The organism is Wolbachia endosymbiont of Drosophila simulans wHa, assembly GCF_000376605.1.
Lineage (GTDB): Bacteria > Pseudomonadota > Alphaproteobacteria > Rickettsiales > Anaplasmataceae > Wolbachia > Wolbachia pipientis.
The window spans coordinates 1,093,708-1,118,387 of record NC_021089.1 but is presented as its reverse complement, the minus strand read 5'-3'; the positions used below and the strand labels follow the sequence as shown (position 1 = coordinate 1,118,387).

Annotated in this window: 25 protein-coding genes and 1 tRNA gene; 17 read left to right on the top strand and 9 right to left on the bottom strand. The window is 36.0% G+C overall.

Going from position 1 to position 24,680, the window contains the following annotated elements:
• Positions 1 to 7 precede the first annotated feature (7 nt).
• A complete protein-coding gene (locus WHA_RS05125; protein WP_015589402.1) occupies positions 8 to 1,606 on the bottom strand; it encodes an ABC transporter permease in 1,599 nt (532 codons plus the stop codon).
• 129 nt (positions 1,607 to 1,735) lie between these two features.
• Between WHA_RS05125 and trhO the strand changes: the two genes are divergently transcribed.
• The gene (gene trhO / locus WHA_RS05120) at positions 1,736 to 2,542 is read left to right on the top strand and encodes an oxygen-dependent tRNA uridine(34) hydroxylase TrhO (protein ID WP_015589401.1); all 807 of its coding nucleotides are present in this window, start codon (positions 1,736 to 1,738) and stop codon (positions 2,540 to 2,542) included.
• A 41-nt stretch (positions 2,543 to 2,583) separates the two neighbouring features.
• On the opposite strand, the gene WHA_RS05115 is transcribed toward trhO, so the two are convergent.
• From WHA_RS05115 to terL, 3 genes are all read right to left on the bottom strand, one after another.
• Complete coding sequence (locus WHA_RS05115) at positions 2,584 to 3,642, bottom strand: leucine-rich repeat domain-containing protein (RefSeq protein ID WP_015589400.1); 1,059 nt, start codon at positions 3,640 to 3,642, stop codon at positions 2,584 to 2,586.
• 57 nt (positions 3,643 to 3,699) lie between these two features.
• The gene (gene topA / locus WHA_RS05110; protein ID WP_015589399.1) at positions 3,700 to 6,150 is read right to left on the bottom strand and encodes a type I DNA topoisomerase; all 2,451 of its coding nucleotides are present in this window, start codon (positions 6,148 to 6,150) and stop codon (positions 3,700 to 3,702) included.
• Between the two features lie 391 nt (positions 6,151 to 6,541).
• Positions 6,542 to 7,993, bottom strand: a complete 1,452-nt coding sequence (gene terL / locus WHA_RS05105; RefSeq protein ID WP_015589398.1) for a phage terminase large subunit — start codon at positions 7,991 to 7,993, stop codon at positions 6,542 to 6,544.
• A 966-nt stretch (positions 7,994 to 8,959) separates the two neighbouring features.
• Between terL and WHA_RS05100 the strand changes: the two genes are divergently transcribed.
• Positions 8,960 to 9,033 (top strand) — tRNA-Arg (locus WHA_RS05100).
• Positions 9,034 to 9,041: 8 nt separating this feature from the next.
• Here WHA_RS05100 and WHA_RS05095 read toward each other — a convergent pair.
• Together WHA_RS05095 and WHA_RS05090 are read right to left on the bottom strand one after the other, a co-directional pair.
• Positions 9,042 to 9,992, bottom strand: coding sequence for a complex I NDUFA9 subunit family protein (locus WHA_RS05095; protein ID WP_015589397.1), 951 nt, complete (start codon positions 9,990 to 9,992; stop codon positions 9,042 to 9,044).
• A 50-nt stretch (positions 9,993 to 10,042) separates the two neighbouring features.
• Complete coding sequence (locus WHA_RS05090; RefSeq protein ID WP_015589396.1) at positions 10,043 to 11,572, bottom strand: UDP-N-acetylmuramoyl-tripeptide--D-alanyl-D-alanine ligase; 1,530 nt, start codon at positions 11,570 to 11,572, stop codon at positions 10,043 to 10,045.
• Between the two features lie 183 nt (positions 11,573 to 11,755).
• On the opposite strand from WHA_RS05090, the gene WHA_RS05085 reads away from it, so the two are divergent.
• The 7 genes from WHA_RS05085 to mdh are packed head-to-tail and all read left to right on the top strand — an operon-like array spanning position 11,756 to position 15,582.
• Positions 11,756 to 12,535, top strand: a complete 780-nt coding sequence (locus tag WHA_RS05085) for a hypothetical protein (RefSeq protein WP_015589395.1) — start codon at positions 11,756 to 11,758, stop codon at positions 12,533 to 12,535.
• A gap of 16 nt (positions 12,536 to 12,551) precedes the next feature.
• Positions 12,552 to 12,809, top strand: coding sequence for a hypothetical protein (locus tag WHA_RS05080; RefSeq protein WP_006279579.1), 258 nt, complete (start codon positions 12,552 to 12,554; stop codon positions 12,807 to 12,809).
• Positions 12,810 to 12,812: 3 nt separating this feature from the next.
• Positions 12,813 to 13,181, top strand: a complete 369-nt coding sequence (locus tag WHA_RS06805; RefSeq protein WP_015589394.1) for an HIT domain-containing protein — start codon at positions 12,813 to 12,815, stop codon at positions 13,179 to 13,181.
• An 18-nt stretch (positions 13,182 to 13,199) separates the two neighbouring features.
• The gene (locus WHA_RS06800) at positions 13,200 to 13,553 is read left to right on the top strand and encodes an NADH-quinone oxidoreductase subunit A (protein WP_006279576.1); all 354 of its coding nucleotides are present in this window, start codon (positions 13,200 to 13,202) and stop codon (positions 13,551 to 13,553) included.
• 3 nt (positions 13,554 to 13,556) lie between these two features.
• Positions 13,557 to 14,063 (top strand): NuoB/complex I 20 kDa subunit family protein, encoded by a 507-nt coding sequence (locus tag WHA_RS05065; protein WP_006279574.1) that lies wholly within the window; start codon positions 13,557 to 13,559, stop codon positions 14,061 to 14,063.
• Positions 14,056 to 14,628 (top strand): NADH-quinone oxidoreductase subunit C, encoded by a 573-nt coding sequence (locus WHA_RS05060; RefSeq protein WP_007548576.1) that lies wholly within the window; start codon positions 14,056 to 14,058, stop codon positions 14,626 to 14,628. The genes WHA_RS05065 and WHA_RS05060 overlap by 8 nt, the downstream gene beginning before the upstream one ends.
• 3 nt (positions 14,629 to 14,631) lie before the next feature.
• Positions 14,632 to 15,582, top strand: coding sequence for a malate dehydrogenase (gene mdh, locus WHA_RS05055; RefSeq protein ID WP_007548577.1), 951 nt, complete (start codon positions 14,632 to 14,634; stop codon positions 15,580 to 15,582).
• Positions 15,583 to 15,609: 27 nt separating this feature from the next.
• Here mdh and WHA_RS05050 read toward each other — a convergent pair whose 3' ends face one another.
• From WHA_RS05050 to WHA_RS05040, 3 genes are read right to left on the bottom strand one after another with little or no spacing between them, the layout of a single operon-like run.
• Complete coding sequence (locus tag WHA_RS05050) at positions 15,610 to 16,377, bottom strand: TatD family hydrolase (protein ID WP_015589393.1); 768 nt, start codon at positions 16,375 to 16,377, stop codon at positions 15,610 to 15,612.
• Positions 16,374 to 16,862, bottom strand: coding sequence for an RNA pyrophosphohydrolase (locus WHA_RS05045; RefSeq protein ID WP_006279569.1), 489 nt, complete (start codon positions 16,860 to 16,862; stop codon positions 16,374 to 16,376). Before WHA_RS05045 ends, WHA_RS05050 begins: the two co-directional genes overlap by 4 nt.
• Positions 16,855 to 17,472: a DEAD/DEAH box helicase family protein gene (locus WHA_RS05040; RefSeq protein WP_041573614.1), complete on the bottom strand. Its 618-nt coding sequence runs from the start codon at positions 17,470 to 17,472 to the stop codon at positions 16,855 to 16,857. The genes WHA_RS05045 and WHA_RS05040 overlap by 8 nt, the downstream gene beginning before the upstream one ends.
• 173 nt (positions 17,473 to 17,645) lie before the next feature.
• On the opposite strand from WHA_RS05040, the gene rsfS reads away from it, so the two are divergent.
• The 8 genes from rsfS to WHA_RS05000 all read left to right on the top strand — a co-directional run bounded on the left by rsfS (position 17,646) and on the right by WHA_RS05000 (position 24,672).
• Positions 17,646 to 17,963, top strand: coding sequence for a ribosome silencing factor (gene rsfS, locus WHA_RS05035; protein ID WP_015589391.1), 318 nt, complete (start codon positions 17,646 to 17,648; stop codon positions 17,961 to 17,963).
• Positions 17,954 to 18,193 (top strand): hypothetical protein, encoded by a 240-nt coding sequence (locus WHA_RS05030; protein ID WP_041573543.1) that lies wholly within the window; start codon positions 17,954 to 17,956, stop codon positions 18,191 to 18,193. The genes rsfS and WHA_RS05030 overlap by 10 nt, the downstream gene beginning before the upstream one ends.
• Position 18,194: 1 nt before the next feature.
• Positions 18,195 to 19,445 carry a tyrosine--tRNA ligase gene (gene tyrS, locus WHA_RS05025; protein WP_007548582.1) on the top strand — a complete coding sequence of 417 codons (1,251 nt, stop codon included), beginning with the start codon at positions 18,195 to 18,197 and terminating at the stop codon, positions 19,443 to 19,445.
• Between the two features lie 963 nt (positions 19,446 to 20,408).
• Positions 20,409 to 20,738 (top strand): SWIM zinc finger family protein, encoded by a 330-nt coding sequence (locus tag WHA_RS05020; RefSeq protein WP_007548583.1) that lies wholly within the window; start codon positions 20,409 to 20,411, stop codon positions 20,736 to 20,738.
• Positions 20,739 to 21,600: 862 nt separating this feature from the next.
• The gene (ruvA, locus tag WHA_RS05015; protein WP_015589390.1) at positions 21,601 to 22,182 is read left to right on the top strand and encodes a Holliday junction branch migration protein RuvA; all 582 of its coding nucleotides are present in this window, start codon (positions 21,601 to 21,603) and stop codon (positions 22,180 to 22,182) included.
• Entirely contained in the window at positions 22,179 to 23,159 is a 981-nt protein-coding gene (gene ruvB, locus WHA_RS05010; protein WP_015589389.1) for a Holliday junction branch migration DNA helicase RuvB, read from the top strand. Before ruvA ends, ruvB begins: the two co-directional genes overlap by 4 nt.
• Before the next feature lie 77 nt (positions 23,160 to 23,236).
• On the top strand, positions 23,237 to 24,049 hold the full coding sequence (locus WHA_RS05005; RefSeq protein WP_015589388.1) for a hypothetical protein: 813 nt from the start codon (positions 23,237 to 23,239) through the stop codon (positions 24,047 to 24,049).
• A gap of 116 nt (positions 24,050 to 24,165) precedes the next feature.
• Complete coding sequence (locus WHA_RS05000; RefSeq protein ID WP_015589387.1) at positions 24,166 to 24,672, top strand: DNA-3-methyladenine glycosylase; 507 nt, start codon at positions 24,166 to 24,168, stop codon at positions 24,670 to 24,672.
• Positions 24,673 to 24,680: the final 8 nt, after the last annotated feature.

Here is a 24,680-nt window from a genome sequence, read left to right as displayed (position 1 = left end):
GTTACGTTTATTTTTTATCCTTATCATCAAGTGTAAATAATGTTATTGTAGAGATTAAGCCTATTATAACTATTATTAACGAAAATGGGGCAGCTTCTCTATAGCGCTCATCGCTTACAAGTTCATATATTCTAGTTGATATAGTTTCAAAATTAAATGGTCTTATAATGAGTGTTGCTGTGAGCTCTTTGATAGTATCCATAAATACGAGCAAAAATCCCGATAATATACTCTTCTTGATGAGAGGGATATGAACATTCAAACATGTGGAAATAGGTCCGTGACCCATGGTATATGCAGTCCACTCAATTTCATTTGGTGTTTTTTTGAGCCCTGACTCTACCGCCTTGAAAGATATAGCAAAAAAACGGAATAAATATGAGTAAACTAATGCGCCAATAGTTCCTACTAAGCTAATTTCCACAACATATTGAGTAATGAAAGAGGATATTCTGCTTAAAAATATTATTATACTAATTGCGATAATTGCATTTGGAATTGCGTAGCCTAAAGAAATGAGACGCGCTATATTGTTGATTACCTTATTTTTACGCGCCGTATATCCAATCATTATTGCAATGCTAATTGAGATTAATGCGGTGATAAATGATAAACTAATGCTATTTGCTATTATGTTATAGAATCTTGCTTCGTATATGAAAAACCCCTTCTCTATGCTCCAATATATGAGCGGAATCATTGGCAAAATAAAACCTATTAATATCGGCAATACACACATAAGATAAGCAAAGATCAACGGTATAGCGCCACTTATACTCCGTTTATTGTGATAATCTGAATTGGTATTGATTGAAGAGTAAGATATTCCTTTTTTTTGTAGTTTTTTTTCGATAGCTATTAGTATCACAACGAAAATTAATTCTGCAACTGCTAAAACAGTAGTTGAATATTTGTCATGCAGTAAAAACCAGGTGCGATATATTCCCGTCGTAAAAGTATCGATAGCAAGAAACTGTGGTGTGCCGAAATCTGTAATTACTTCCATTAGTACCAAAGACAACCCAGCTATAATCGATGGGCGTATGGAGGGTATGATGACAGAAAACAGGCTCTTCAATGAGGAGAACCCAAGTGTTGATGCAATAGTGACTGAGTTACTAACATTCTTTAGACTTGAGCGGACTAACATATAAACGTATGGATATAAACTAAATCCCATTACTAATATTCCACCACCTAGGGATTTTATTTCAGGAAACCAATAGTCACCTTTGCTCCACTCTAAAATGTCTCTTAATGAGCTCTGCACTGGACCTGAAAATTCTAGTGTATTTACATAGACGAACGCTACTATATATCCAGGAATCGATATCGGAAAGAACAAAGCAATCTCAAAAATTTTACTTCCAGGAAATGAAAAAAATGTGGTGAGCCACGCTGGAATTACTCCAAATATGAAAGATATTCCCCCCACTCCTATCATCAAAATTAACGTACTCAGTATATATTCAGGGAAAAGTGTGCTGATTACCCATCCGGAATTTGCTGTATCTGTAAATAGAATTGATATTAATGATAATATTGGACAGACGAATAATATACTTACTAGAAATAAGAATATATTTTTAAATACTCTTAAAAACATTAATTTGAATCTATATTTTATATTAAAATGTTATATGTAAAAACTGAAGATATCCAGTAATTAACAGCCGTACTATTGAATATCTTTATAATTTTGTATATCATGTTTTTAGTTGATAAGTGAATAATCATGAGCTTCGTCATTGCAACTTTCTATCATTTTGTAGAACTTTCTAATTATTATGACATGAAAGACGAAATAAAAGCTACATGCAACAACGTTGAGTTAAAGGGCACTATACTCCTTGCAGAAGAGGGTGTTAATGCAACAATATCTGGTGAAAGAAACGCAATTGATAAAATATTCGATTTTCTACGTTCTGATTATAGGCTAAGGGACCTTACATGGAAAGAGAGTGCAGCAGAATATCAACCATTTAGCAAGATGAAGGTAAAATTAAAAAGAGAGATTGTGAATCTTGGTGTAAGCAATCTTGATATTTCCCTGAAGGGTAAATATGTTGATCCAGAGCATTGGGATGATTTTACTTCTCAACCTGACGTTTTAGTAATAGATACACGAAACGAGTATGAAGTGAAATTAGGCAAGTTTAAGAATGCAATTAATCCACACACACAATGTTTCCGTGAGTTTCCTCAGTGGACAGAGTCATTTTCTGAGAGTAAAGACCTGAAAGTAGCTATGTACTGCACTGGTGGAATTAGATGCGAAAAATCAACAGCGTACATGAAAAATCTTGGATTTAACGATGTGTACCACCTGAAAGGCGGCATTCTTTCTTACCTCGAAAAAACTCATAATAAAAATGATAATTGGGAAGGTGAGTGTTTTGTTTTTGATGATAGAATTGCTGTTGATAACTCACTTACTCCAAGCAACACAATAAAATGCATACTCTGCTCAAATCAAGTTTCAACTGATAAACTGAAATCAGTTCCACGTGGCCAGGTGGTTTGTTTCAACTGTAAACTTTAGCATTAGAAAAAAGCTCCTGTACTAGAATTTAACACGGATCTTCAACAACTCCTTCGTGGTTGCATATTGTTTAATTCAGTGCTTTCAAGATATGTACTCACAGCATAACCCACCCCAGCTCCGAGTAACGCGCCAACCACAGCAGATGCAATAAACGCTGCAACAGAAACACCAACAGGAGTTAAAGCAGCAGCCCCTAAACAATATGCTGCAACTAGACCAATAACTAAACCAACTGTTGCTCCACAAATATAGTATTTGCTACTGCTTTTAAGTTTTTCTTGCGAGTTTGATACCTCATCCTGCAATTTTACGTTTGCACCTTTACCGCTAATCTTGTAACCAATTATATTAAGTGAAGGAAGATTTTTTTTGAGTTTATCTAATTCTTTTGCAACTTCATTGCTAATCTTGCAACCAATTAAATTGAGTGAAGTAAGATTTGTAAGTTTGGTTAATTCTTTTGCAACTTCAACACCAATATTGCACCCAGCTAAATGAAGTGAAGTAAGATTTTTGAGCTTAGCTAATTCTTTTACAATTTCAACACTAATCTCGCACCCAGCTAAATGAAGTGAAGTAAGATTTTTGAGCTTAGCTAATTCTTTTACAATTTCAACACTAATCTCGCACCCAGCTAAATGAAGTGAAGTAAGATTTGTAAGTTTGGTTAATTCTTTTGCAACTCCAACACTAATCTTGCACTGACCTAAATGAAGTGAAGTAAGATTTGTAAGTTTGGTTAATTCTTTTGCAACTCCAACACTAATCTTGCACTGACCTAAATGAAGTGAAGTAAGATTTGTAAGTTTGGTTAATTCTTTTGCAACTCCAACACTAATCTTGCACCCAGCTAAATGAAGTGAAGTAAGATTTATAAGCTTAGCTAATTCTCTTGCAACTTCAACACTAATCTTGCACTTACCTAAATGAAGTGAAGTAAGATTTATAAGCTTAGCTAATTCTCTTGCAACTTCAACACTAATCTTGCACTCAGTTAAATCAAGTCTTGTGATATTTGGTATGCCTACTAACTTACTTACATCCGTGTAATCTAACCTACATAAAGCTGGAGTGTCGCCCTGTGTGTAAAATATCATTTATCCCAACGCATTATTAGAGTATATTTTAACTTTACCTAATATTTCAATAAAAGTCTACTTCTTATTCTTAATCAACTCTAAAGCCTTCTCCAGATCTATACTTTCAATATCTGCACTCTTGCCCAAAGCAACGTTTGTTTTACCGCATTTTATATAGAATCCGTACCTACCGTTGCAGATAAAAACTTCTTTTCCCTTTTCATTAACCCCGAGAGATTTTAACTCTTTGCATGGACTGTTTGCAATAATTTGTACAACTTCGCTCAATTCTCTATTCAGCACCTCTTTGGAGCTTTTCTTAAGAGAAAAGTATCTACCATCATAGAAAATATAGTACCCAAATCGCCCAAGGCCTATTTTTACTTCCTTTCCGGTTTCAGGGTGTTCTCCGATTACTTTTGGCAAGGAAAGTAACTGAGTAGCGGTGCTCAGATCAATCTCATTAACATTTATATCTTTTGGTATGGAAACCGTTTTTTTCTTTTTTAACTCGTTATTAAACTCCAGATAAAGTCCAAAAGGACCCTTTTTGATCATCACTTCTTGGTTTGTTATATCATCTATACCTAAACTTTTTGGATATTCTGAATTGTCGTTACTGCCCGTAATTTCTTTTGTATGGTTGCATTCAGGATAATTAGAACATCCAAGGAACACCCCGGCTTTTCCAAAGTTCAATTTCAATATGCCATCAGAGCAAGCAGGGCATTTTGTATTCACCTCTTTTTTTCCTTCTTCTGAACAAAACCAATCGATTACCAAATCGTGAATGCCGCTGAAAACTTCATCATGCGTCATTTGCTTGACAGAGTTTACATGACCAAAAAATGGCACCCAAAAGTGGCCTAATTCTTTTTTCCAATCTGCATGTCCATTTGAAATTAAATCAAGCTTCTCTTCCATTTGTGCTGTGAAATCATACTCTACACAACGCTGAAAAAAAGTTTCTAAAAATATAGTAACGATTTTACCGCGGCTGCTTGGAATAAACCTTTTGCTATCCAATGAAACGTACTCACGATCTTGTAATACCGAAATAATTGTTGCATAAGTTGATGGTCGACCTATACCGATTTCTTCCATTTTTTTTACGATACTTGCTTCACTATAACGAGGTGGCGGTTGAGTGAAATGTTGTTTTGGCTCAACTGAAATCAGCTTACACGCTTCCCCTTCCTTCATGGCAGGTAGCAGGCCTTCATTTTCGGCTTCTATGTTATCTTGGTAGACTCTATAAAAACCATCAAAGAATATACTTGATCCACTTGCTCGCAGAATTACTTTCTGGTCAGTAGAACTAATTTCGACTACCACTTGATCAAAAATCGCCGACTCCATTTGACTTGCAATGGTCCTTTTCCAGATTAAATCATACAATTTAAATTGCTCTGGCGTTAAGTAATCCTTAATACTACCCGGCGTTCTATTGATATCAGTTGGACGAATTGCTTCATGTGCTTCTTGAGCATTTTTGACCTTTTTTACATATTTACGAGGAGACTGCGGTAAATATTTATCACCATATAATGACTTAATTGACCCTCTAATTGAGTTTATAGCCTCATCTGCAATATGAAACCCATCTGTACGCATGTAAGTTATCAACCCTACAGTTTCACCACCAATATCGATACCTTCATATAAATTTTGCGCTATGCGCATAACACTTTTCACATTAAAATACAGTTTATTCACTGCATCTTGCTGAAGACTTGAAGTAATAAACGGAGGAAGCGGGTTTCTCTTAACTTGCTTGCGTTCTACTGTGCTTACAGCATATTGCCTTGATTCAATCTCCCTGACTAAGTTCTTTGCTTCTTCTTCATTCTTAATATCAAATTTTTCTAGCTTTTTATTGTCATAGTGGCTTAGCATAGCAAAAAAAGCCTCATCTTTGCTATTTTGCATTTCTGCTTTTATGCTCCAATACTCCTGTGTTATAAATTTACTAATTTCATCTTCTCGTTCGCATATAATCTTTAATGCAACAGACTGCACTCGCCCTGCAGACTTGCTTCCCGACAATTTTGTCCACAGCAGTGGTGACAAACTAAATCCAACTAGATAATCCAAAGCTCTACGTGCTTGTTGTGCACGCACTAAATCCATATTAATTTCACGTGGATTTTTTATTGCTTCTTGTACTGCTCTTTTTGTTATCTCATTAAAGACTACTCTATAAATGTTGTTTTCATTACTGATTGCTTTCTTTTCTTTTAATGTCTCTATCACATGCCAAGCCATTGCTTCCCCTTCTCTGTCTGGGTCTGTTGCAAGATATATATCTGATGTTTTGCTTGCGGCTTTTACTAGCTCTTTTATATACTTTTCTGCTTTTTCAATGGTTTCATACTTTATAGCAAAATCATTATCCGGATCGACAGAACCGTTTTTTGCTGGAAGATCCCTCACATGTCCAAAGGATGCAGCTACTTTGAACTCTTTACTCAAATATTTACCTATTGTCTTTGCTTTCGCAGGTGATTCAACTATTAATAATGCCATATTGTTAATTATTTTAGTACTTAAAGATAATATGTTGAGAAATATACAATGAAAAGTAAAAAAATATTTTAATGGTTCTTGTGAATTTTACAAAGTAGACGGTGTCATGAAAGTAGCTGACACTGGAATGACAGCAGTCCTACGTCATACCGCGATTCATTCGCGGTATCTCATCCGCTAACAAGAGATCCCGCTAACAAGTAGTGGGATGACGAGCTTACCGTCATGCTGCCGCGAACCGTCATACCGCGATTCATTCGCGGTATCTCATCAGCTAACAAGCAGCAGTTCTACGTCATACCGCCGTGGTATCTTTTAGCATAGATCCCGCTAACAAGTAGCGGGATGACGGTTGTCTCCTAGCTGTCATCCCAGTACTGGTAGACTCAAATCACAATGCTCGTATAACTGCAACCCTGGAGGTACTGTTTCTCACCCACTGCAAATATTGCACGGTACTGTCCACTTGGTCGTCGTGGCGCGTTTCAGGAAACATTAAAATCTCATACTCAAAATCGTTCAGCCATACTGCTTGATGTGGCAGAAAAACCTTGCCAGACTCTATAATCGGAACAATTTGATGAAATCGAGTGAGCTTGTCATCATGTGGCACTATTTCAATAATCGGTAAATCACTGTTTGTCTTTAGCTCTTGCACCAATTGTTGACCACTTGTTTTTGCTTCGATTAAAATTGCGTGTGGCGTCCATCTTGCAGCTAGTGACAAAACCTGTTCTTTAAGCTTTGGATACTCAAGCTTTGCGCGATATACGTCGAGTAAATAGAATTTATTATCTATTTTTGCCCAGGTGGTGCAGACACTAAAGTTGCTCATGTTACTTGTTGAAACCGCAGTATCCCAACTTTGTGTTATATGCGAGAGATTATCAGGAAATTTTTTATAGCGTTTCAACCACTCTGGTTTAATTATACCACTTGAAAGCGGCAGAGGGTTTTGTTGATATTGAGCAGCAAAAGCGTAACTCCCAAGTTCAGCTTTTATTATCTCAACTTCTTCTTTTCCTCCATCGAGGGGATATAACAACTGACCTTCTTCTCTTGAATATAATATCCTTACAGGTGACGCTGGTTTATTATATAATCGCCTGGTCGCACAGTGCTGAGCTACTCGGATGATAGGAACGGGAGGTATTGGCTTTTTGATTGAATAAATAACCTGCTTATTTTCAGAAATCATTGGCAAACAAATATGATGCCATATGTTTTTTGGCTTGGAGAGAAGGTGTCCAGTTAAGTCCTCCTGGTGTAGCCTGTGCATTACAAGAACGATGACTCCTTTTTTTCTATCGTTCAGCCTGGTTACTAAAGTCTGATCAAACCAGTTTGTGGCACGCTTTCTAAGCGTTTCACTCAAAGCTTGAGCAGAACTGAGCGGATCGTCCACAATGATAAAATCACCACCTTCACCAGTTAGTGTTCCACCAACTGATGTTGCGATTCTGTATCCTCTCTGCACTGTTTGAAATTTATATTTGGTATTCTGGTCTTTGGATAGTTCTATCTCTGGAAATAGCGCTCTATACCAACTAGACTGCATCACGCACCTGGTGTCGAGCGAGTGCTTTTCGCTGAGCCGCTGAGAATAACTTGCAACTATTATTCTCGCAGTTGGTTGGTTTCCCAGTATCCATGCGGGCCACGCAACGCTTATGCACATGGACTTCATCGAGCGCGGAGGCATATTGAATATTATTCGTTTCACTTCACCAGCGCTCGCTGCTTCCAGCCTATCTGCTATGACTTTTATATACTGATAATCGTTATACTCACACCCCGGCACTACCGTTTGAAAGCACAGTTCAATGAATTTTAGAAAGTTCATGATATAATGTTGAAACCAACGCGTGACGCTGGGATGACAAAAAAAGGAGCACTGAAGGCTATAGGTGAGACGTCGCGGTATCTCTAGATCCCGCTAACAAGCAGCGGGATGATGAATTACTATGCCGCCGCGAACCGTCATACCGCCGCGGTATCTCAGCCGCTAACAAGTAGCGGAATGACAACAATCCTACGTCATACCGCCGCGGCGCTAACAAGAGATCCCGCTAACAAGCAGCGGGATGACGAATTACTTAACCATCATCTACACCGTCATACCGCGATTCATTCGCGGTATCTCAAAGCATAGATCCCGCTAACACGTAGCGGGATGACGGTTGTTGTTTAGCTATAAATATTAAGAAATTTACCAAATGAAAAAAAAGGCAAAAGAAACCCTGGGGTTATTATCCGCTTTAAAATATTGGCGTTTTTTATGTTTTAAACGCTTGACAAGCGAGATTCAGCCGCTTTTAATTGCAACTAACTTACGCTGCAAATGTTTAAGAAATTTACTAAGCAGAAAAAAGACAAAGAATCCCCGAGTTAGCTAGTCTTTTACTATCTCTGTCGAGTATTGGCATTTTTTGATGTCTTGTAACGCTTTATAAGCGCGTTCAGCTTATTTAGATAAAAATCTAGATGTAGATGAAGTTTTGTAAAGACATACAGTATCTATATACTGCAAAAAATTGAACATAAGACGCCGATACATTAAGTAATCCTTACCTTTTAATCTGCAGATTGGCGAAAGCAAATACAATAGCTTCACTATCATGATAAGGGCGCTGGCGAAGGGTGTCAAGTAAGTTTCTATATAATATTTTCTAAAATAAATAGACTTCTCGCATCCAATTTTGGCAGCGCGCGACACACAACTGCAATGACAAGGTGTCGCAAGATAAACATCATATTCACACGAAGTACTTGACTTCACTTGTACTAAGAAGCATTTTATATATGTTGTGTGCCCGTAGCTCAGCTGGATAGAGCAACAGCCTTCTAAGCTGTGGGTCGTAGGTTCGAATCCCACCGGGCACACTCTTTTATCAATACTTTCTATAAATCTTCAAGTACTCTGGCACCACATTTTCAATTGCTAATGGTCGAACCTTCATTGTTTCAAGGTCAACTGACTTTTCGATTGAACTATTCATCATAACTTTCACCTGATCTTGAGTAAGCATAGGGTTCGTATCTCCGGTTATTGGTTTTAGCAGCATAGAAATAATTTTATTTTCTAAAAAGAAAGCTATTAACTTTGCCATTGGAAAAGATACATTGACCAACAAACACTTTCTGTTAGTAACATTCAGAATAAACTTCAATAAGCTTTTGAAAGAGTAAACCTTTGGTCCACCCATGTTATAAATTTTCTTGTCTTGCTTATTAAAACTGATAATACGATATACCACTTCAGCTAAGTCTGTTACACATATTGGCTGAAATTTAGTTGTTCCATTGCCAATTAGTGGTAAGAAAGGAAGAATAGTTGCTAATCTTGCAAATTTATTAAAGAAGTTGTCTTCTTTACCAAATACAAGGCTTGGCCTAATTATTATTGCTTCTTGAAATGCTGAAGTTACAGCTTTTTCACCTTCCAATTTACTTTTGGCATATTTTGACAACTTGCTATTTTCTATTCCCATAGCAGAAAAATGTATCATCATAGGTACATTTTTCATTTTTGCAGCTTTTGCTATCCTTTCAGCTATTTTAACGTGAACAGCGTAAAAATCGTGCTTTTTTGCTTCATATAATATTCCCACTAAGTTTATAGCTACATCACATTCTTCCATACCATCCAGAACTGATTTTTCATCAAAAAAATCGCCTTTAAATATTGATATTTGTCCTAAATTGCCACACAATTTTAAACAAGCAGCTTTTTCCTGATTACGAGTGAATATCTTTATTAAATATCCTTCTGCTGCCAAGCGTCTTACGATGTGTTTCCCTATAAACCCCGTTCCACCAAAAATAATTACACGTTTTGTCACAATTAAAGTTCCTAATAATTTGTTACTGTAAATTAATACAATGATTTCGCTTAATATTTTATTACGAATTCCCGTACAATAAGATCCATTTTCATTCCTCGTGAGCCTTTAACTAGAATTGCGTCATTATTCTGAATAATGTTAGCTAAATCACTTTTCAATTGATTAGAATCATTAAAATGTGTGCCTCTTATATTATCTGGCAAAAGCTCATGCAATTCTAACATAAATTTACCAACTGTATAAACTTTATCTATATTATTTTCTGTGATAATCTTAACCAAATCTGTATGAAACTCTATGCTTTCATCACCAAGTTCCAACATATCACCAAGCAAAGCTACTTTTCTCTGATTAGAATATGTACTCAAAGTTTTTATTGCAGTTTTCATCGAAGCAGGGCTGGCGTTATAGGAGTCATCAATTAAATGTATATATTTTCTATTGTATTTGATCTTATGAATATTGCCTCTACCTTTCGCTACACTAAAATTCTTAAGTGCAAGTGGTAATTTTGATAAATCAAGTCCGAGGCTTTGCACAACTGCTGCAACAGCAAGTAGCGAATAAGCAAAATGCTCACCTTGTACACGTAAATTACAGTTTATAATTTGATTATCACTCAGCCTGATTTTTAAACTTAATCTATTAGCAACTCGGTTTGATGTCATTCCAGCGCGTGACGCTGGAATCCAGTCTTTATTATACAACCGTCTGATATGCTCATTTGCAATTGAACTTCCTGGATCCAAGTAGTCAAGCACTGGGATGACAGAAGATAGTGCTGAAATGACAGAAGATTCATCGTTTCTTATTAAGTTTAGTAAACAAACTTCAGCATTTTTATCTTTACCGAAGCTTATTACATTTCTATTGGCGTGTGATGAGAGATAATCATAATATTTATTATCTCTGCTTAAAACCAAAGTACCGTTATTTTTCATACCATACAGAATTTCTAACTTCGCTTGTGCAACGTCAAATAGTGATGAAAAATTTTCAGTATGTGCAGGTTCGATGTTGGTAATAACTGCAATATTTGGATTACTAATCTTTGATAATTCTTTTATTTCACCAGCTTTATTCATTCCCATTTCAAGGATTAAGTACTGGCAGTTTTTTGGAGCTTTTAGAATTGTCAAAGGCAACCCTATATTATTATTTAAGTTACCTTCGTTTGCATGGGACACTCCATATTGCGATAAAACAGTGTGTAGCATATCCTTTGTAGTGGTTTTTCCGACACTGCCTGTAACTGCAATAACTTTAGCGTCAATAAGAACATTTCTAATGTAGTATGATGCCATATCGTGCAAAGCTTTCAGGGTATCTTGTACAATAATGAGAGGGAAATTTTTATATTTACCCTCACTTACTATTGCAGCGACAGCCCCTTTTAAAAACGCTTCATGCAAAAAATTATGGCCATCAAAATTCCTTCCCTTGAGTGCAATAAATAAATCACCTTTTTTTATGCTTCTTGTGTCCGTTGAAATATTTGAGCTATGTATCCAATTACAACCATTTACGTCTCTTCCGCCAGTTGCATCAATGATATTATTTGTGTTCCATTTAAACATAATTTAGAGTATTCTTTATAATAAATTGAACAATAAAAGTAGCGAGAATACTACATGTTTTAGACAATGTGCAAATAATGGTTGCAATCCCTATAATTCTATCTTATAATGGATATAGAAGTTTAAATTTTTTCGTCTATAATTAAAATGTATTTAGTTATAGAAAGTACCTTGGAGGTATGTATGTTAACAAGAGAAAATGAAAAATCTACTTCTATACTAGCTAAAGTTGGTAATGCAGCTTCGGGAGTAGGGAGTTTTCTGGGTAGAGGTGTAAAAGTCCTAGTCAAGGGTGCAATATACCCTATATGGCCAAAGAATTGGTTTAAGTCCTGGGATGAAATGCGGCACGACATAAAAAATGGCGGACGTTCTATTATTGGCAACCCACATGAAGAATATGATCCACCCATAAAAACCACACAAGCTAGTAAGGATCTTGGCGTACAAATAACAGAGCAAAAGAAAGGGACAGGAAAGGTAAGTTTTTTAGCATCAAGGACTCTTACGGGAGATATACCTTATTTGAGCCCAGAGCAATTAGATAAAATAAAAAAAGATTTACCGAATGTAACTATTTTTAGAGAAGAAAATAAAATTGTAATTGAAGTTGATGTTAAAAAAATAATTGAAGACATTAAAACTGACTCTAAAAATAAAGGAAAGAGTCCAGAGGAGATAAAAAAGCTTGCTCTTCAAGGAATTGCTGATAGCATTAATGGCGACCTTAAGAAGCTGGCAGGAATTACTGGTGGAGAATTTAAAATTCATACAGACTTAAAATTGCTGAATGGTATTGCAGAAAAATTGTATAAGGAATATGATAATCAAAAGCAGTCATCAGACAAAGTTGTGAAGTCTGATGTTGGTCAGCCTTCAGAAACTATAGCTTCAGGTGAGAAAAAATGGGCGCAAGAAGCTATAAAGCCAGGTAAGTCGCAAAGTTGTGGAATGCAAAAATAAGTTATAGGGGAGTATTATGAGTGAAGCTAAAAAAATAGAGGAAAGACATCATAGTCTAACTGTTCCTGGGGATATGTATCACTTACAACCAGGAGTTATTACTGGAAAAAGGGTAAGTGGAATAGAACCCTTTTTGAAAGAACAGCAGGACATGGTAAAAGTAAGGGAACTTGTAAGCTCTTTAAATCTTGAAGATGCTTCTGGTGAAGCGATAAAACCACTATCTACACCTAATGTAGAGAAAAACGAAGAAAGAGGGAAAGGTCGCTCTTAAAATATGAGCAATGAAGTTTATGATAGCGATAACATCTTTGCTCAAATATTAAGAGGTGAGTTACCTTGTGAGAAGGTACATGAAAATGAAAATGTACTAGCTTTTCATGATAAGTACCCTGACGCACCAGTTCATATTTTAGTTATACCAAAAAATCAATATATTTCATATGATGATTTCATTCTAAAAGCTCCTGAAGAGGAAATAGCGGATTTCTTCAAAACTGTAAGAGAGATAGCACACAAATATAATCTAGAAAAAACAGGATATAGATTAGTCACTAACTACGGTGAAAATGGAGAGCAGGTTGTACCACACTTTCACGTGCATATTTTAGGTGGTAAAAAGTTAGGAAAGCATGTAAACTCATAGTGTTATATGTTTTGTTAAATGAGCGAATATTTAACCATAGTAATCTTTATCTGCGTATCAATTGTAGTATCTTTTGCTTTAGGTATATTGCCTATGTTTCTTGCAGTGAGTAAGCCAGATGGTGAAAAGCTTTCCACATATGAGTGTGGCTTCAATCCACTATCCAGTGCAAGAAAAAATTTTGACATTAAATTTTATCTAGTTTCAATATTATTTATAATATTTGACTTAGAAATTGCTTTTCTTTTTCCTTGGGCTGTTTCTTTATCTAAGATAAGCTATGGTGGATTTTGGTCTATGATGGTATTTCTTGCAATACTCACTATAGGTTTTATCTATGAATGGTGTAAAGGTGCATTAGAGTGGGAGTAGTTTATGACAAATCAAATTCTATCTAATGATGACTGGGGTCGTTATAAAAAAGAAGGGTTTCTTGTCACTAAATTTGGTGATTTAACAGATTATGTAATGAATTGGGCAAGGTCTGGTTCATTGTGGCCAATGACATTTGGTCTTGCATGTTGCGCAGTTGAGATGATGCATACTGCATCCAGCCGTTATGATCTTGATAGATATGGTATAATGTTTCGTGCAAGCCCACGTCAATCAGATGTGATGATTGTTGCTGGCACACTAACTAATAAAATGGCAGCAGCATTGCGCAAGGTTTATGATCAAATGGCAGACCCGAAGTATGTTATTTCCATGGGAAGTTGTGCAAATGGTGGTGGTTATTACCATTACTCTTATTCAGTGGTCCGAGGCTGTGATAGAATTGTGCCAGTTGACGTGTATGTCCCTGGATGCCCACCAACCGCTGAGGCGTTGCTATATGGAATGCTATGCCTACAAAACAAAATAAAACGGACTCGGAATGGATAAAACTGCAAAGTATATACAAAAAAAGACCAAATGCGAGTGCATTCAAAAAGATGATGGCATTATTGTAATATATTCAACTTTAGATGAAATTGAAAAGCACCTATTCTTTCTACGTGATGATGAAAAGTGTAGGTTTGAACTATTAGTTGATATTTTTGGGGTTGACTATCCAAATAGAGAGAAGCGTTTCGAGCTAATATACAATCTGCTCAGCATTGTGCATAATATTAGAGTACACATAAAGCTTCAGTTATGTGAAAGCGACATGCCTCCAAGTGTAGCGAAGATATTTAGTACGGCTTTGTGGTTTGAGCGTGAAGTGTTTGATATGTATGGAATAGAGTTTTCTGATCACCCTGATTTGCGTAGGATTCTAACAGACTATGGATTCAAAGGTCATCCAATGTTAAAAGATTTCCCTCTCACTGGTTATGAGGAAGTAAGATATGATATAGAGACAAAAAAGGTTGTGTATAATCCTATAGATTTACCGCAAGATTTTCGTATGTTTGATAGCTTATCGCCTTGGGAAGGTAAAACCATAAAAGTAAATACAAAGGAGTAGAAAATGACAGTACAAAGAAAAAAAATATCTTTAATCGGTGCAGGAAATATCGGTGGAACTCTCACCCATATGATTGCACTAAGGGAACTCGGTGATGTTGTTTTACTTGATATTAGTGATGGAATACCACAAGGTAAAGCACTCGACATAGCAGAATCATCCCCTATTGATGGATTTAATGTCAATATTACTGGCACAAATAGGTATGAAGATATAAAAAACTCCGATGCAATTATAATAACCGCTGGCATCGCTAGAAAACCTGGAATGAGCAGGGATGACCTCCTGCAAACCAATGCTAAAGTAATGAAGGAGGTTGGCGAAAATATTAAAAAATATTCTCCAAACGCGTTTGTAATAGTGGTTACCAACCCTTTGGATGCCATGGTTTCAGTGGTGCATAAATTTTCAAACCTTCCAACTAATATGATTGTTGGCATGGCAGGAGTGCTTGATTCTTCCCGTTTTCGTTACTTTCTTGCAAGTGAGTTAAATATCTCAGTTGAAGATATATCTGCTTTTGTGCTTGGAGGACATGGCGACACTATGGTACCACTAATCAATTGTGCTTCAGTTGCTGGAGTTCCACTTACTCAAATTATCGATATGGGTCTTATCACACAGAAAAAAGTCGATGAAATAGTTGAACGCACTCGCAATGGCGGTAAAGAAATAGTTGATCTGCTTAAGTCTGGATCTGCATACTACGCTCCTGCATCTTCAGCTATATGCATGTTAGAATCATATTTAAAAGATAAGAGGCGCATATTACCATGTGCTGCTTACCTTAATGGTGAATATGGTGTAGAAGAGTTGTTTATTGGTGTTCCTGTAATTATTGGAAAAAACGGAATTGAAAAGATCCTAGAAGTTAAAATGAATGATAGTGAACAAGAAATGTTTAATAAGTCTGTAAACTCGGTGAGAGAGCTGGTGAAATCTTTAGGTTCATAAGCAAATTAATGGTTTTATAGAACTTCTTTATAGCTCAAACAGCCTAAAAAAGTTGCTTGTGGTTACCTTCGCTACTTGTTCTGGTGACTCATTCCACAACTCTGCCAAACAATCAACAACGTATTTCACCATTGCTGGTTCATTCTTTTTTCCCCTATAAGGCTCAGGTGATAGATATGGTGCATCAGTTTCGACTAAAACACGCTCGCATGGTACATTTTGTGCAATTTCTCTTAGTAAGCTCGCATTTTTAAAAGTAATAATTCCAGAAAATGAAATGCATAACCCCAAATCTATAGATTGATAAGCAAGTTCTTTAGAGGAAGCAAAGCAGTGCATTACTCCACTAAAAGCACCGGCTTTCATTTCTGACCTTAACATATCGATCATCTCATTATCAGCGCTTCTTGTGTGAATAACTAAAGGTAGTCCAGTTATTCTTGACGCTTCTATATGTAATGCAAAACTTTTTTTCTGATTGTCTTTGTTGTCAGATTTATAAAAATCTAACCCGGTTTCACCGATACTAATTACCTTTTGGTTCTTGGTAAATTCAACTAATTCATCAACATGTATACACTCACCATTTTCTATAGCAGCATCAAGCGGATGTATACCAACAGAGGAGTAGACCTGATCATAGGATGAAGAAATTTTTAATAACTTAGGAACATCGTCAATGCTTACGCATATGTTATGCAAAACCTTTACACCATTTTGCTCTGCCCTTGAAATTACTTTTGGTATTTCATCGTCAGAAAAATAAATCAAGTGGCAATGAGAATCTACTATCATGAGCTTATTGTTGAGGCTTTTATTATAGAAGAAAACTCTTCTATCACTGTTTTATAAACTTCTTTTTTAAATGATATAGCACTGGCTACTAAACTATCTATACCTTGCCAACGCCACTCTTTGAACTCTGGATGACCAGTATAATTAATATCAATGTCCTCATCCTCTCCGCAAAACTTCATTAAGAACCACCTTTGCTTTTGACCAGAATATTTTCCATTCCAGCATATTGGTATAACTTCTTCAGGCAAGTTGTAGTATATCCAATCCTTGCTTTTAGTTATAACCTTTACTTTATTAGTACCAACCTCCTCTAGCAACTCACGTAACGCTGCTTGTTCCAGTTCCTCACCATCATCAACACCTCCTTGTGGCATCTGCCAGTAAGAATCGCTATCAAAGCGTTTTCCAATAAAGGCATGTCCTTGTCTGTTAAATAGCATTATGCCAACACAAGGACGGTACTTATCTTTCTGCTCAACCACGAGTACGCTCTGTTTTTAAATGATTTGTTACAGAAGTTTTAATTAATTTTCCATTTTTTTCTTTCTTCATCTCTTCAACAATTTTCTTTGCAACTTCCTTTGCACTCAAGTTCGAGTTATCAATTTCAAGCGAACCCTCAGGTATAAATAGCCTTTTCCCTTCAATTTTCTTTATAGCAAAATCCGGATCAGTAATTTTATTTTCCTGATATCTCTCTTCTGATTGGACACGTCTTACTAGTTTTTCATTATTACAATGTAATACTACAGAAAAAATTTCCATGTCCATTTTTTTACTTAAATTTACCACTGAGTTATATAATCTTTGGTCATAGGGATCACCCTCTATCAATTCATTTGTAAATATATAATGTTTTGATTTTACGTAGTGTTTTTCCAGTATTACTAATACATTTTCCCTAACTGCAAAAATTTTTTCCCATAGGTCATCTGGAACTTCAGCGTTTTGTAATTTAACAATATCAAATATAATATTATTGAATAGATTATTGCTTACTATCACCGCATCAATGATTTTACACAGTTCCTTTGCAGTAGTAAACTTACCACTACCTGGAAAGCCGATTAAGTAGATGAGAGTCTTGCCCATAATGAATACTAGTAAAAAGCTATTCTCAATTATACATAAAAGTATATACATTGTACATGCTAAAAACATGATGATAAAATAGATGCAGGTAACACCTTTTTAACGGTTGAAAATAGTTCATATTTAGAAATTTTGAGTATATAATTATAAATGAATCATATAACCTGTAAACAATGCTTAGCGATATGAAATCGATAAGAAGTACAATTGAAGAGATAATAGATCAAAATAAAGGTCATGATATAGTAACTTTTGATGTGCAGAATAAAACCGTTATTGCAAAATATATGATTATTGCATCTGGTGATTCAAGCCGTCACGTTAAAGCTTTAGCTGAGCACGTAATAAAAAGCCTCAAGCCACATGATAAAATAGATGTAGAAGGTATGGATGAAGGCAATTGGGTGGTTTTGAATTTTCAAGGCATAATGGTTCACATATTCAGGCCGGAAGTAAGGGAGTATTATAAAATAGAAGAGTTATGGAATTGATTATCCAGATAGCTGGTACACAATTGCACAAACGTTGTAATTTTGAAGGCAACTCCTGCACAGGTAGTGGTGTCATGAAAGTAGCTGACACTGGAATCCAGTTTTTCATGCAATTTCATCGAAAACGTTGTATAGTGTGCTTGTTTATAATTAAGTTCCAGTGTCTGGGCACTGGCTTCTCTATTAGGGTTACCTTCAGCATTAATGACAGGATAGACTGGGGTTTATAAAATGAAACACGCATCTGAATTTTTAAATTTCATCCAAGAAAGAGGGTACCTATACCAATGCACAAACATTGAAGGACTAGATCAATTATTATTGCAGAGCAATTATATAGTTGCATACATTGGGTTTGATTGCACAGCACCAAGTCTTCATGCTGGTCACCTAATTCAGATTATGATGCTCTGTCACCTACAAAAATTTGGTTATAAGCCGATAGTCTTACTTGGAGGTGGCACAACAAAAATTGGTGACCCATCCTTCAAAGATAAAGCAAGAAGCATCTTGCCTGTAGAGAACATCAATCAAAATACATCCAGTATAAGGAGAATATTAGAGAAAATGGTGTCTTTTAATGACAGCAAGACTGGTGCAATGATAGTAAATAACGCAGATTGGTTGGATAACATAAAATACATAGATTTTTTGCGTGATATAGGAGCTTATTTTTCTGTAAATCGTATGCTAAGTTTTGATAGTGTGAAAACCAGGCTGGATAGAGAGCAAACCTTAAGCTTTCTGGAATTTAATTACATGCTATTGCAAGCTTACGACTTTATTGAATTAAACAAAAAATATGATTGTCGTCTGCAGATTGGAGGGTCAGACCAGTGGGGAAATATAGTAAACGGAATTGAACTTGGAAAAAAGTTGAATTTACCTGAGCTATTTGGCCTTACCATGCCTCTTTTATTAAATGCACAAGGAAAAAAAATGGGCAAAACTGAAAGTGGAGCAGTGTGGCTTGATGATAATATGCTAAAGCCTTACGACTACTGGCAATATTTTCGCAACGTTGATGATCAAGATGTTGGACGTTTTTTAAGATTGCTCACTGATGTGCCAATTGATGAGATTAGAAAATTAGAGTCTTTAAAGGATCAAGAAATAAATGAAGCAAAAAAGGTCTTGGCAACAGAAGTGACAAAAATATGTCATGGTGACAAAGAAGCGGAACTTGCACAATTTGCTGCAATTTCTGCTTTTGAGAATGAAGATAGCTCACTACTTCCTGATTACATCATAAAAAAAGAACAAGTTGCAAGCGGCATATCCTTAGTAGACCTACTACATGACACCGGTTTTGAACCTTCAAAAGGCGCTGCAAAGCGTTTAATACAGGGCAACGGATGCAAGATTAATGATAATGTTGTAAACAATATTGATCATGTAATAAATTTCGAAAGCTTTAAAGATCAGCCATTTATAAAATTATCTGCAGGAAAGAAACGCCATATAAAAGTTGTGGTAGATTAGGTCTCGAAGTAAGAAAACAAATTTTATACAAGTGAGAAATTAGATATGGAGCAAATTTTCAAAATTCGAGAATTATGTATAAAACAACTGGAAAGATAGTAGAAAGCGAAATTCTATTATATATAGCTAAAGTGGCTTAGGTTTACCTACAATTTGAAAAACAACAAATTCGTCATTCCGCTACTCATTAGCGGAATCTATACCGCGAATGAATCCATAACTGTACGGACATTGCAATTTGGGCCTACCAGGAGGGCAATGCCTCTTATCCAAGTACCCTCTTCTTGTCATCCCAGTGTCAAGCACTGGGATGGCTTTGTTGCATCGCTAGCTATAATGGATTAAAGATAAAAAAGGTGGAGAATATCAGTAGCTTATTATTCTGGTATTTATAACAAGAACGGTCAGTGAATACCTAAATTTGAGTAAAAGAAATTTCACTACCACTCACTAATCCGGCTAAAATTCAAGAATTTCAATGCTTTAGCTATTTTCAATAGAATTAAATTTATTAATATAAATAATAAATTACTATTCTTAAATTTGATCAGATTGATTGCAAAAAAACAAGATTTTCAATAGGTTGCTTATAATCCTAATTATAGTTAGCCTTTCATAAGTAGCGATGCAACAAAGCCCACTGGGATCCAGGAATTTTATTAAGTTGGTAAGTATAAAAGTAGCCGTTTTATGTTAAAACACAACGTTCTTGATGAGATTACGGCAAGGCTGGATTCCAGTGTCAGCTACTTTCATGACACCATTTGCTGTGCAATTTACCTTCAAAAATGAATGTTCATACAGTTATGGAATGAATCGCGGTATGACGTAGGGAAACCTTTCTTGAGTTAGCTATAGCACTATAAAATTGTCCGCAGGGCCATATAAAAGTTGTGGTGAGTTAATAAATTTTTATGGAAGAAAGGATATATTAGAAAATTGAGGGTTTTAAAGGAGGTAAAAATGAGACTGTATTATAAAGATATCACAGGTCTTATCAAAGAACCCTACCGCTCCAGAGGAAGGGATTATTTTGACAAAAGAAAGGTACAGATTATATCTGTTAATGAATCTCAAGCTAAATCAAAGGTAGTTGGATCAAATGTATATCGAGTAACACTAAAGCACGATGGTCCTCTTTTGAGTGGAACATGTTCCTGTCCTGCATTTGTGTATTATGGTCCATGTAAGCATATGGCTGCAACAGGTTTTGCTTTGGTTGCACTTGATAGAAAGGAGTATCGATCGTCTGCGCGCCCAGATGAACAGACTCTCTTTGAAAGGTTTTACTAAGAAAAACAAAGCAAGAGCTAATTTCAATAATTACTCGTTCCAGTAAACATTATCCTGAGATTTTTGAAGAACTAGAGGATAAAGAATATGAGCAATTTATTCAAAGTGAACTTTCAAAATCCGAGAATTATGTATAAAACAACCGGAAAGATGGTGAGATCAGGTAATCTATGGCTAAGACGTCATACCGCCGCGGTATCTCTTAGCCGCTAACACGTAGCGGGATGACGAGATGCCACCACGAACCGTCATACCGCGCGATTCATCCGCGGTATCTCTTAGCATAGATCCCGCTAACAAGCAGCGGGATGACGGTTGTCGTTTAGCTATAAACATTAAGAAATTTACCAAACGAAAAAAAAGGCAAAAAAAGCCCCATGATTGGCTAATTACTTACATTATACTTTCAAGTATGGCGTTTTTTTATTCTAAACACTTAATAACCGCGATTCAGCTACTTTTAAACCGCAACTAATCTAAATTATAAACGTTAAGAAATTTACTAAACAGAAAAAAAGGCAAAAGAAACCCTAGGGTAGCTAGTTATTCACTATCCATTTTTTAAGTTGGCGTTTTTTTATGTTTTAAACGCTTTATAAGCGCGTTTCAGCTTATGTAGGTAGAAATTTTATAAGACATAAGGTGCACATAGTGCAAAAAATTAAACATGATACGCCAGATACGTGAGTTTTTTTGTCATTTAATCTGTACAGAGAAGATAAATAAATAGCTTCAGTGTTTATGATAAGGGGGCTGGCGGAGTTTGTCAAGTGGTTTTTTAGCCACGTTTCCCTGTTATAATGTTCGTTTGCTTGACCTAAGATCCGGGAGTATTTAAACTGAACTCTATATAGTGTTAAAAATGATAGGAAATCTAAGCGGAATAGTTGATGAAGTGCGCAGTGATCACATAATCCTGAATGTGAATGATGTTGGCTATATGGTGTATCTTTCAGCCAAAACTTTAAGTGCTTGTGCAATTGGAAGTAGAATCAAATTACTTATCGAAACCTATGCAAATAACAGAGAAAACACTACTCAGCTATATGGTTTTATAAGCGAAGAAGAACAGCAGTGCTTGAGGTTGCTTGTCAAAGTAAGCGGCGTTAGCTATAAAACTGCAATGTCAATTTTGAGTAAATTAACTCCAGAACAGCTATTTTTGGCAATTATGAATGAGGATAAAGTAGCACTCAAGATGAGTGGACTTGGCCTGAAACTCATAAATCGAATCATCACTGAATTGAGTGGCAAAGTGAGTAAACTAGAAATAAATAACAATAACTTTAATCCAATTAATGAAGATGCCCTTTCAGCATTGATCAATCTTGGATATGAAAAAGTGAAAGCTTATGATACGATAAAGAAAATACAAGACAAATCGTCAAATCTGGACACTAAGGATATTATTCCCATAGCGCTTAAGGAGCTTTCAATACTATGAAATCAATATCGTGCGGTAAAGAATATACTGAAGATGTGCGCAATATCAACATCAGGCCTGAGCAACTTGATGATTTTGTCGGGCAAAAAGACTTAATACAAAATTTAAAAGTGTTTATAAACGCTGCACAGACGAGAACTGAAGCCTTAGATCACGTCTTATTATACGGTCCTCCAGGACTTGGCAAAACAACTTTAGCACAAATTGTCTCTAAAGAATTAAGGGTCAGCTTCCGCGCAACTTCTGGTCCATTGCTCAGTAAAGCTGGAGATTTGGCCGCAGTGCTTACCACTTTAAATGCAAAAGATGTCCTATTTATCGACGAAATCCATAGATTAAATCGCAGCATCGAAGAAGTTTTATATACTGCTATGGAAGATTTTTGCTTGGACATATTAGTAGGTGAAGGTCCATCTACTCGCACTTTAAGGATAGATCTACCACCATTTACGCTAATTGGAGCAACTACACGGCTTGGATTACTTTCTGCGCCACTCAGAGATCGTTTTGGCATTCCTTTGCATCTTGAGTTTTATTCTTTTGAGGAGCTAGTCGATATTATAAAAAGAGGCGCAAGAGTTCTTTCTGCTGAAATTGAAGAGGGTGCTGCACGGGAAATTGCCTGCCGTGCGCGCGGTACTCCAAGAATTGCTTTGAGGTTACTCAGAAGAATAAGGGATTTTGTTGAAGTGAAAGATGATAAAAAAATCACTTATGAAGTCGCTGATTCTGTATTACTAAAATTAGGTGTAGATAAAATGGGACTCAATAAACTTGATATGAATTATCTAAGATTTTTATTCAACACTTCAGGCCCTGTTGGAATTGACACCATATCTATTGCGCTATCCGAAGATGTTGGCAATATTGAAGAAACAGTAGAACCTTATTTAATCAAAATTAGTTTTGTAAAGCGCACACCAAGAGGGCGCGTTCTAACCGATCAAGCAAAGGAGTATTTGAGCTTTCAACATTAAACGTCATAATTTATATTGACTAATTGAGATAATGCTCGTATGTTGACATTTGTGTATTAAGGATAATGGAGGCATACATGTTAGATAGTAATGAAACTGTATCTTTGATTGTTGATCAAAATATTGCTGCTGGTAGCGTATCTGGGTCAATACCGAATAAGGATAAATGTAGGTACGTCACTCTTGATGATGAAGAAACATGGAAGAGGTTCTTTGTAGATCAGAACAACCCTTCTACGAATACTACTAATAAAGTAATAGTGAAACCTCATGTTCATAAGAATAGCGATGGTATGTATAGATATACTGCTGAGGAGACCAAATATCATGGTCGGGAAATTGTAGGCAAAGCTGCTAAACAAATTGAAGAAGAGATATCTAAAAATATTGATGCAAAGCTTATAAAATTAAGAGAAACTAAAAATATAGATAACAGTGTTAAGCCTGTCATAAGAATTGCGCTGAACGATTATATAAAAGAAGTAAACTTGCATGATATTCTAAGTGGTAATATGTGCAAAAAGTACGATGTAAAGACAGTTACGTTGCTACTACCTGACCAAAAAACAAGGGGGGTACGTTGCCAAATTGATAAGGATGGGGCAAGAATTTATGAAGTGGCTAATGGATCATATCAAATGGCTCTAAAGTGGTATGTTGATGGACAAGAATGCAAAATTAAAATCCTCATTAGTGATGATGGTACTATAAAGCCCATCGAGGGTAATGGCGTAACTGAAGAACAGTTACGTGCAAACCAAGAAGTAAAAGTGGGAAGGCAATATGAAGCAAAGCCTTTACATGAAGCATTAGCATCACAATTGCCACAAACACAATTACAACAAAGTTCTGAAGAAGTAAAATCTTGGAGCAACTTTCAACAGATGTAACAGAGAGCACAACACAAAAGCATCAAGCTCCTGCTGCTCAAATGAGTAAGTAAGAAAAAACAAAAGTAATAATTAGTATAAGTTGCTTGCACCTGCAAGTAACTTATACTCTTATAATGAGCAACATAATACTACCAAGAAATTTCTACGAGCGGCCGACCTTAACTGTAGCTGGAGAGTTATTGGGAAAAGTCCTTAAATTTTCTAACTTTAGTGGAGTAATAACCGAAGTTGAAGCCTATATAGGAATGAATGACCCAGCTTGTCACGCGGCAAGAGGCTATACTAATCGAACTTCAGTAATGTTTGGTATGCCGGGATTTTCGTACGTATATTTTATATATGGGATGTACTATTGTCTAAATATTGTAACAGAAGCAGAAGGATTACCAGCAGCAGTGTTAATACGAGGATTAAAGCTCATTGAACCGCTTGAAGCAAATTTAGGTGGGCCAGGAATATTGTGTAAAAGATTAAATATTACAAAAGAACATAACAAACAGGACCTTACTATAAGCCACAAATTTTGTGTTTATGAATCTCACCTCAAACCAGATTATATTTGCACCCCGAGAATCGGAATTAGTAAAGGCCAAGAGAAATTTTGGCGGTTTAAGATCTGAGCTCCAGT

Coding starts and splice junctions, on each gene's coding strand:
- WHA_RS05125 (WP_015589402.1), bottom strand. CDS start 1,606: ATGTTTTTAAGAGTATTTAAAAATATATTCTTATTTCTAGTAAGTATA.
- trhO (WP_015589401.1), top strand. CDS start 1,736: ATGAGCTTCGTCATTGCAACTTTCTATCATTTTGTAGAACTTTCTAAT.
- WHA_RS05115 (WP_015589400.1), bottom strand. CDS start 3,642: ATGATATTTTACACACAGGGCGACACTCCAGCTTTATGTAGGTTAGAT.
- topA (WP_015589399.1), bottom strand. CDS start 6,150: ATGGCATTATTAATAGTTGAATCACCTGCGAAAGCAAAGACAATAGGT.
- terL (WP_015589398.1), bottom strand. CDS start 7,993: ATGAACTTTCTAAAATTCATTGAACTGTGCTTTCAAACGGTAGTGCCG.
- WHA_RS05090 (WP_015589396.1), bottom strand. CDS start 11,572: ATGTTTAAATGGAACACAAATAATATCATTGATGCAACTGGCGGAAGA.
- WHA_RS05085 (WP_015589395.1), top strand. CDS start 11,756: ATGTTAACAAGAGAAAATGAAAAATCTACTTCTATACTAGCTAAAGTT.
- WHA_RS05080 (WP_006279579.1), top strand. CDS start 12,552: ATGAGTGAAGCTAAAAAAATAGAGGAAAGACATCATAGTCTAACTGTT.
- WHA_RS06805 (WP_015589394.1), top strand. CDS start 12,813: ATGAGCAATGAAGTTTATGATAGCGATAACATCTTTGCTCAAATATTA.
- WHA_RS06800 (WP_006279576.1), top strand. CDS start 13,200: ATGAGCGAATATTTAACCATAGTAATCTTTATCTGCGTATCAATTGTA.
- WHA_RS05065 (WP_006279574.1), top strand. CDS start 13,557: ATGACAAATCAAATTCTATCTAATGATGACTGGGGTCGTTATAAAAAA.
- WHA_RS05060 (WP_007548576.1), top strand. CDS start 14,056: ATGGATAAAACTGCAAAGTATATACAAAAAAAGACCAAATGCGAGTGC.
- mdh (WP_007548577.1), top strand. CDS start 14,632: ATGACAGTACAAAGAAAAAAAATATCTTTAATCGGTGCAGGAAATATC.
- WHA_RS05050 (WP_015589393.1), bottom strand. CDS start 16,377: ATGATAGTAGATTCTCATTGCCACTTGATTTATTTTTCTGACGATGAA.
- WHA_RS05040 (WP_041573614.1), bottom strand. CDS start 17,472: ATGGGCAAGACTCTCATCTACTTAATCGGCTTTCCAGGTAGTGGTAAG.
- rsfS (WP_015589391.1), top strand. CDS start 17,646: ATGCTTAGCGATATGAAATCGATAAGAAGTACAATTGAAGAGATAATA.
- WHA_RS05030 (WP_041573543.1), top strand. CDS start 17,954: ATGGAATTGATTATCCAGATAGCTGGTACACAATTGCACAAACGTTGT.
- tyrS (WP_007548582.1), top strand. CDS start 18,195: ATGAAACACGCATCTGAATTTTTAAATTTCATCCAAGAAAGAGGGTAC.
- WHA_RS05020 (WP_007548583.1), top strand. CDS start 20,409: ATGAGACTGTATTATAAAGATATCACAGGTCTTATCAAAGAACCCTAC.
- ruvA (WP_015589390.1), top strand. CDS start 21,601: ATGATAGGAAATCTAAGCGGAATAGTTGATGAAGTGCGCAGTGATCAC.
- ruvB (WP_015589389.1), top strand. CDS start 22,179: ATGAAATCAATATCGTGCGGTAAAGAATATACTGAAGATGTGCGCAAT.
- WHA_RS05005 (WP_015589388.1), top strand. CDS start 23,237: ATGTTAGATAGTAATGAAACTGTATCTTTGATTGTTGATCAAAATATT.
- WHA_RS05000 (WP_015589387.1), top strand. CDS start 24,166: ATGAGCAACATAATACTACCAAGAAATTTCTACGAGCGGCCGACCTTA.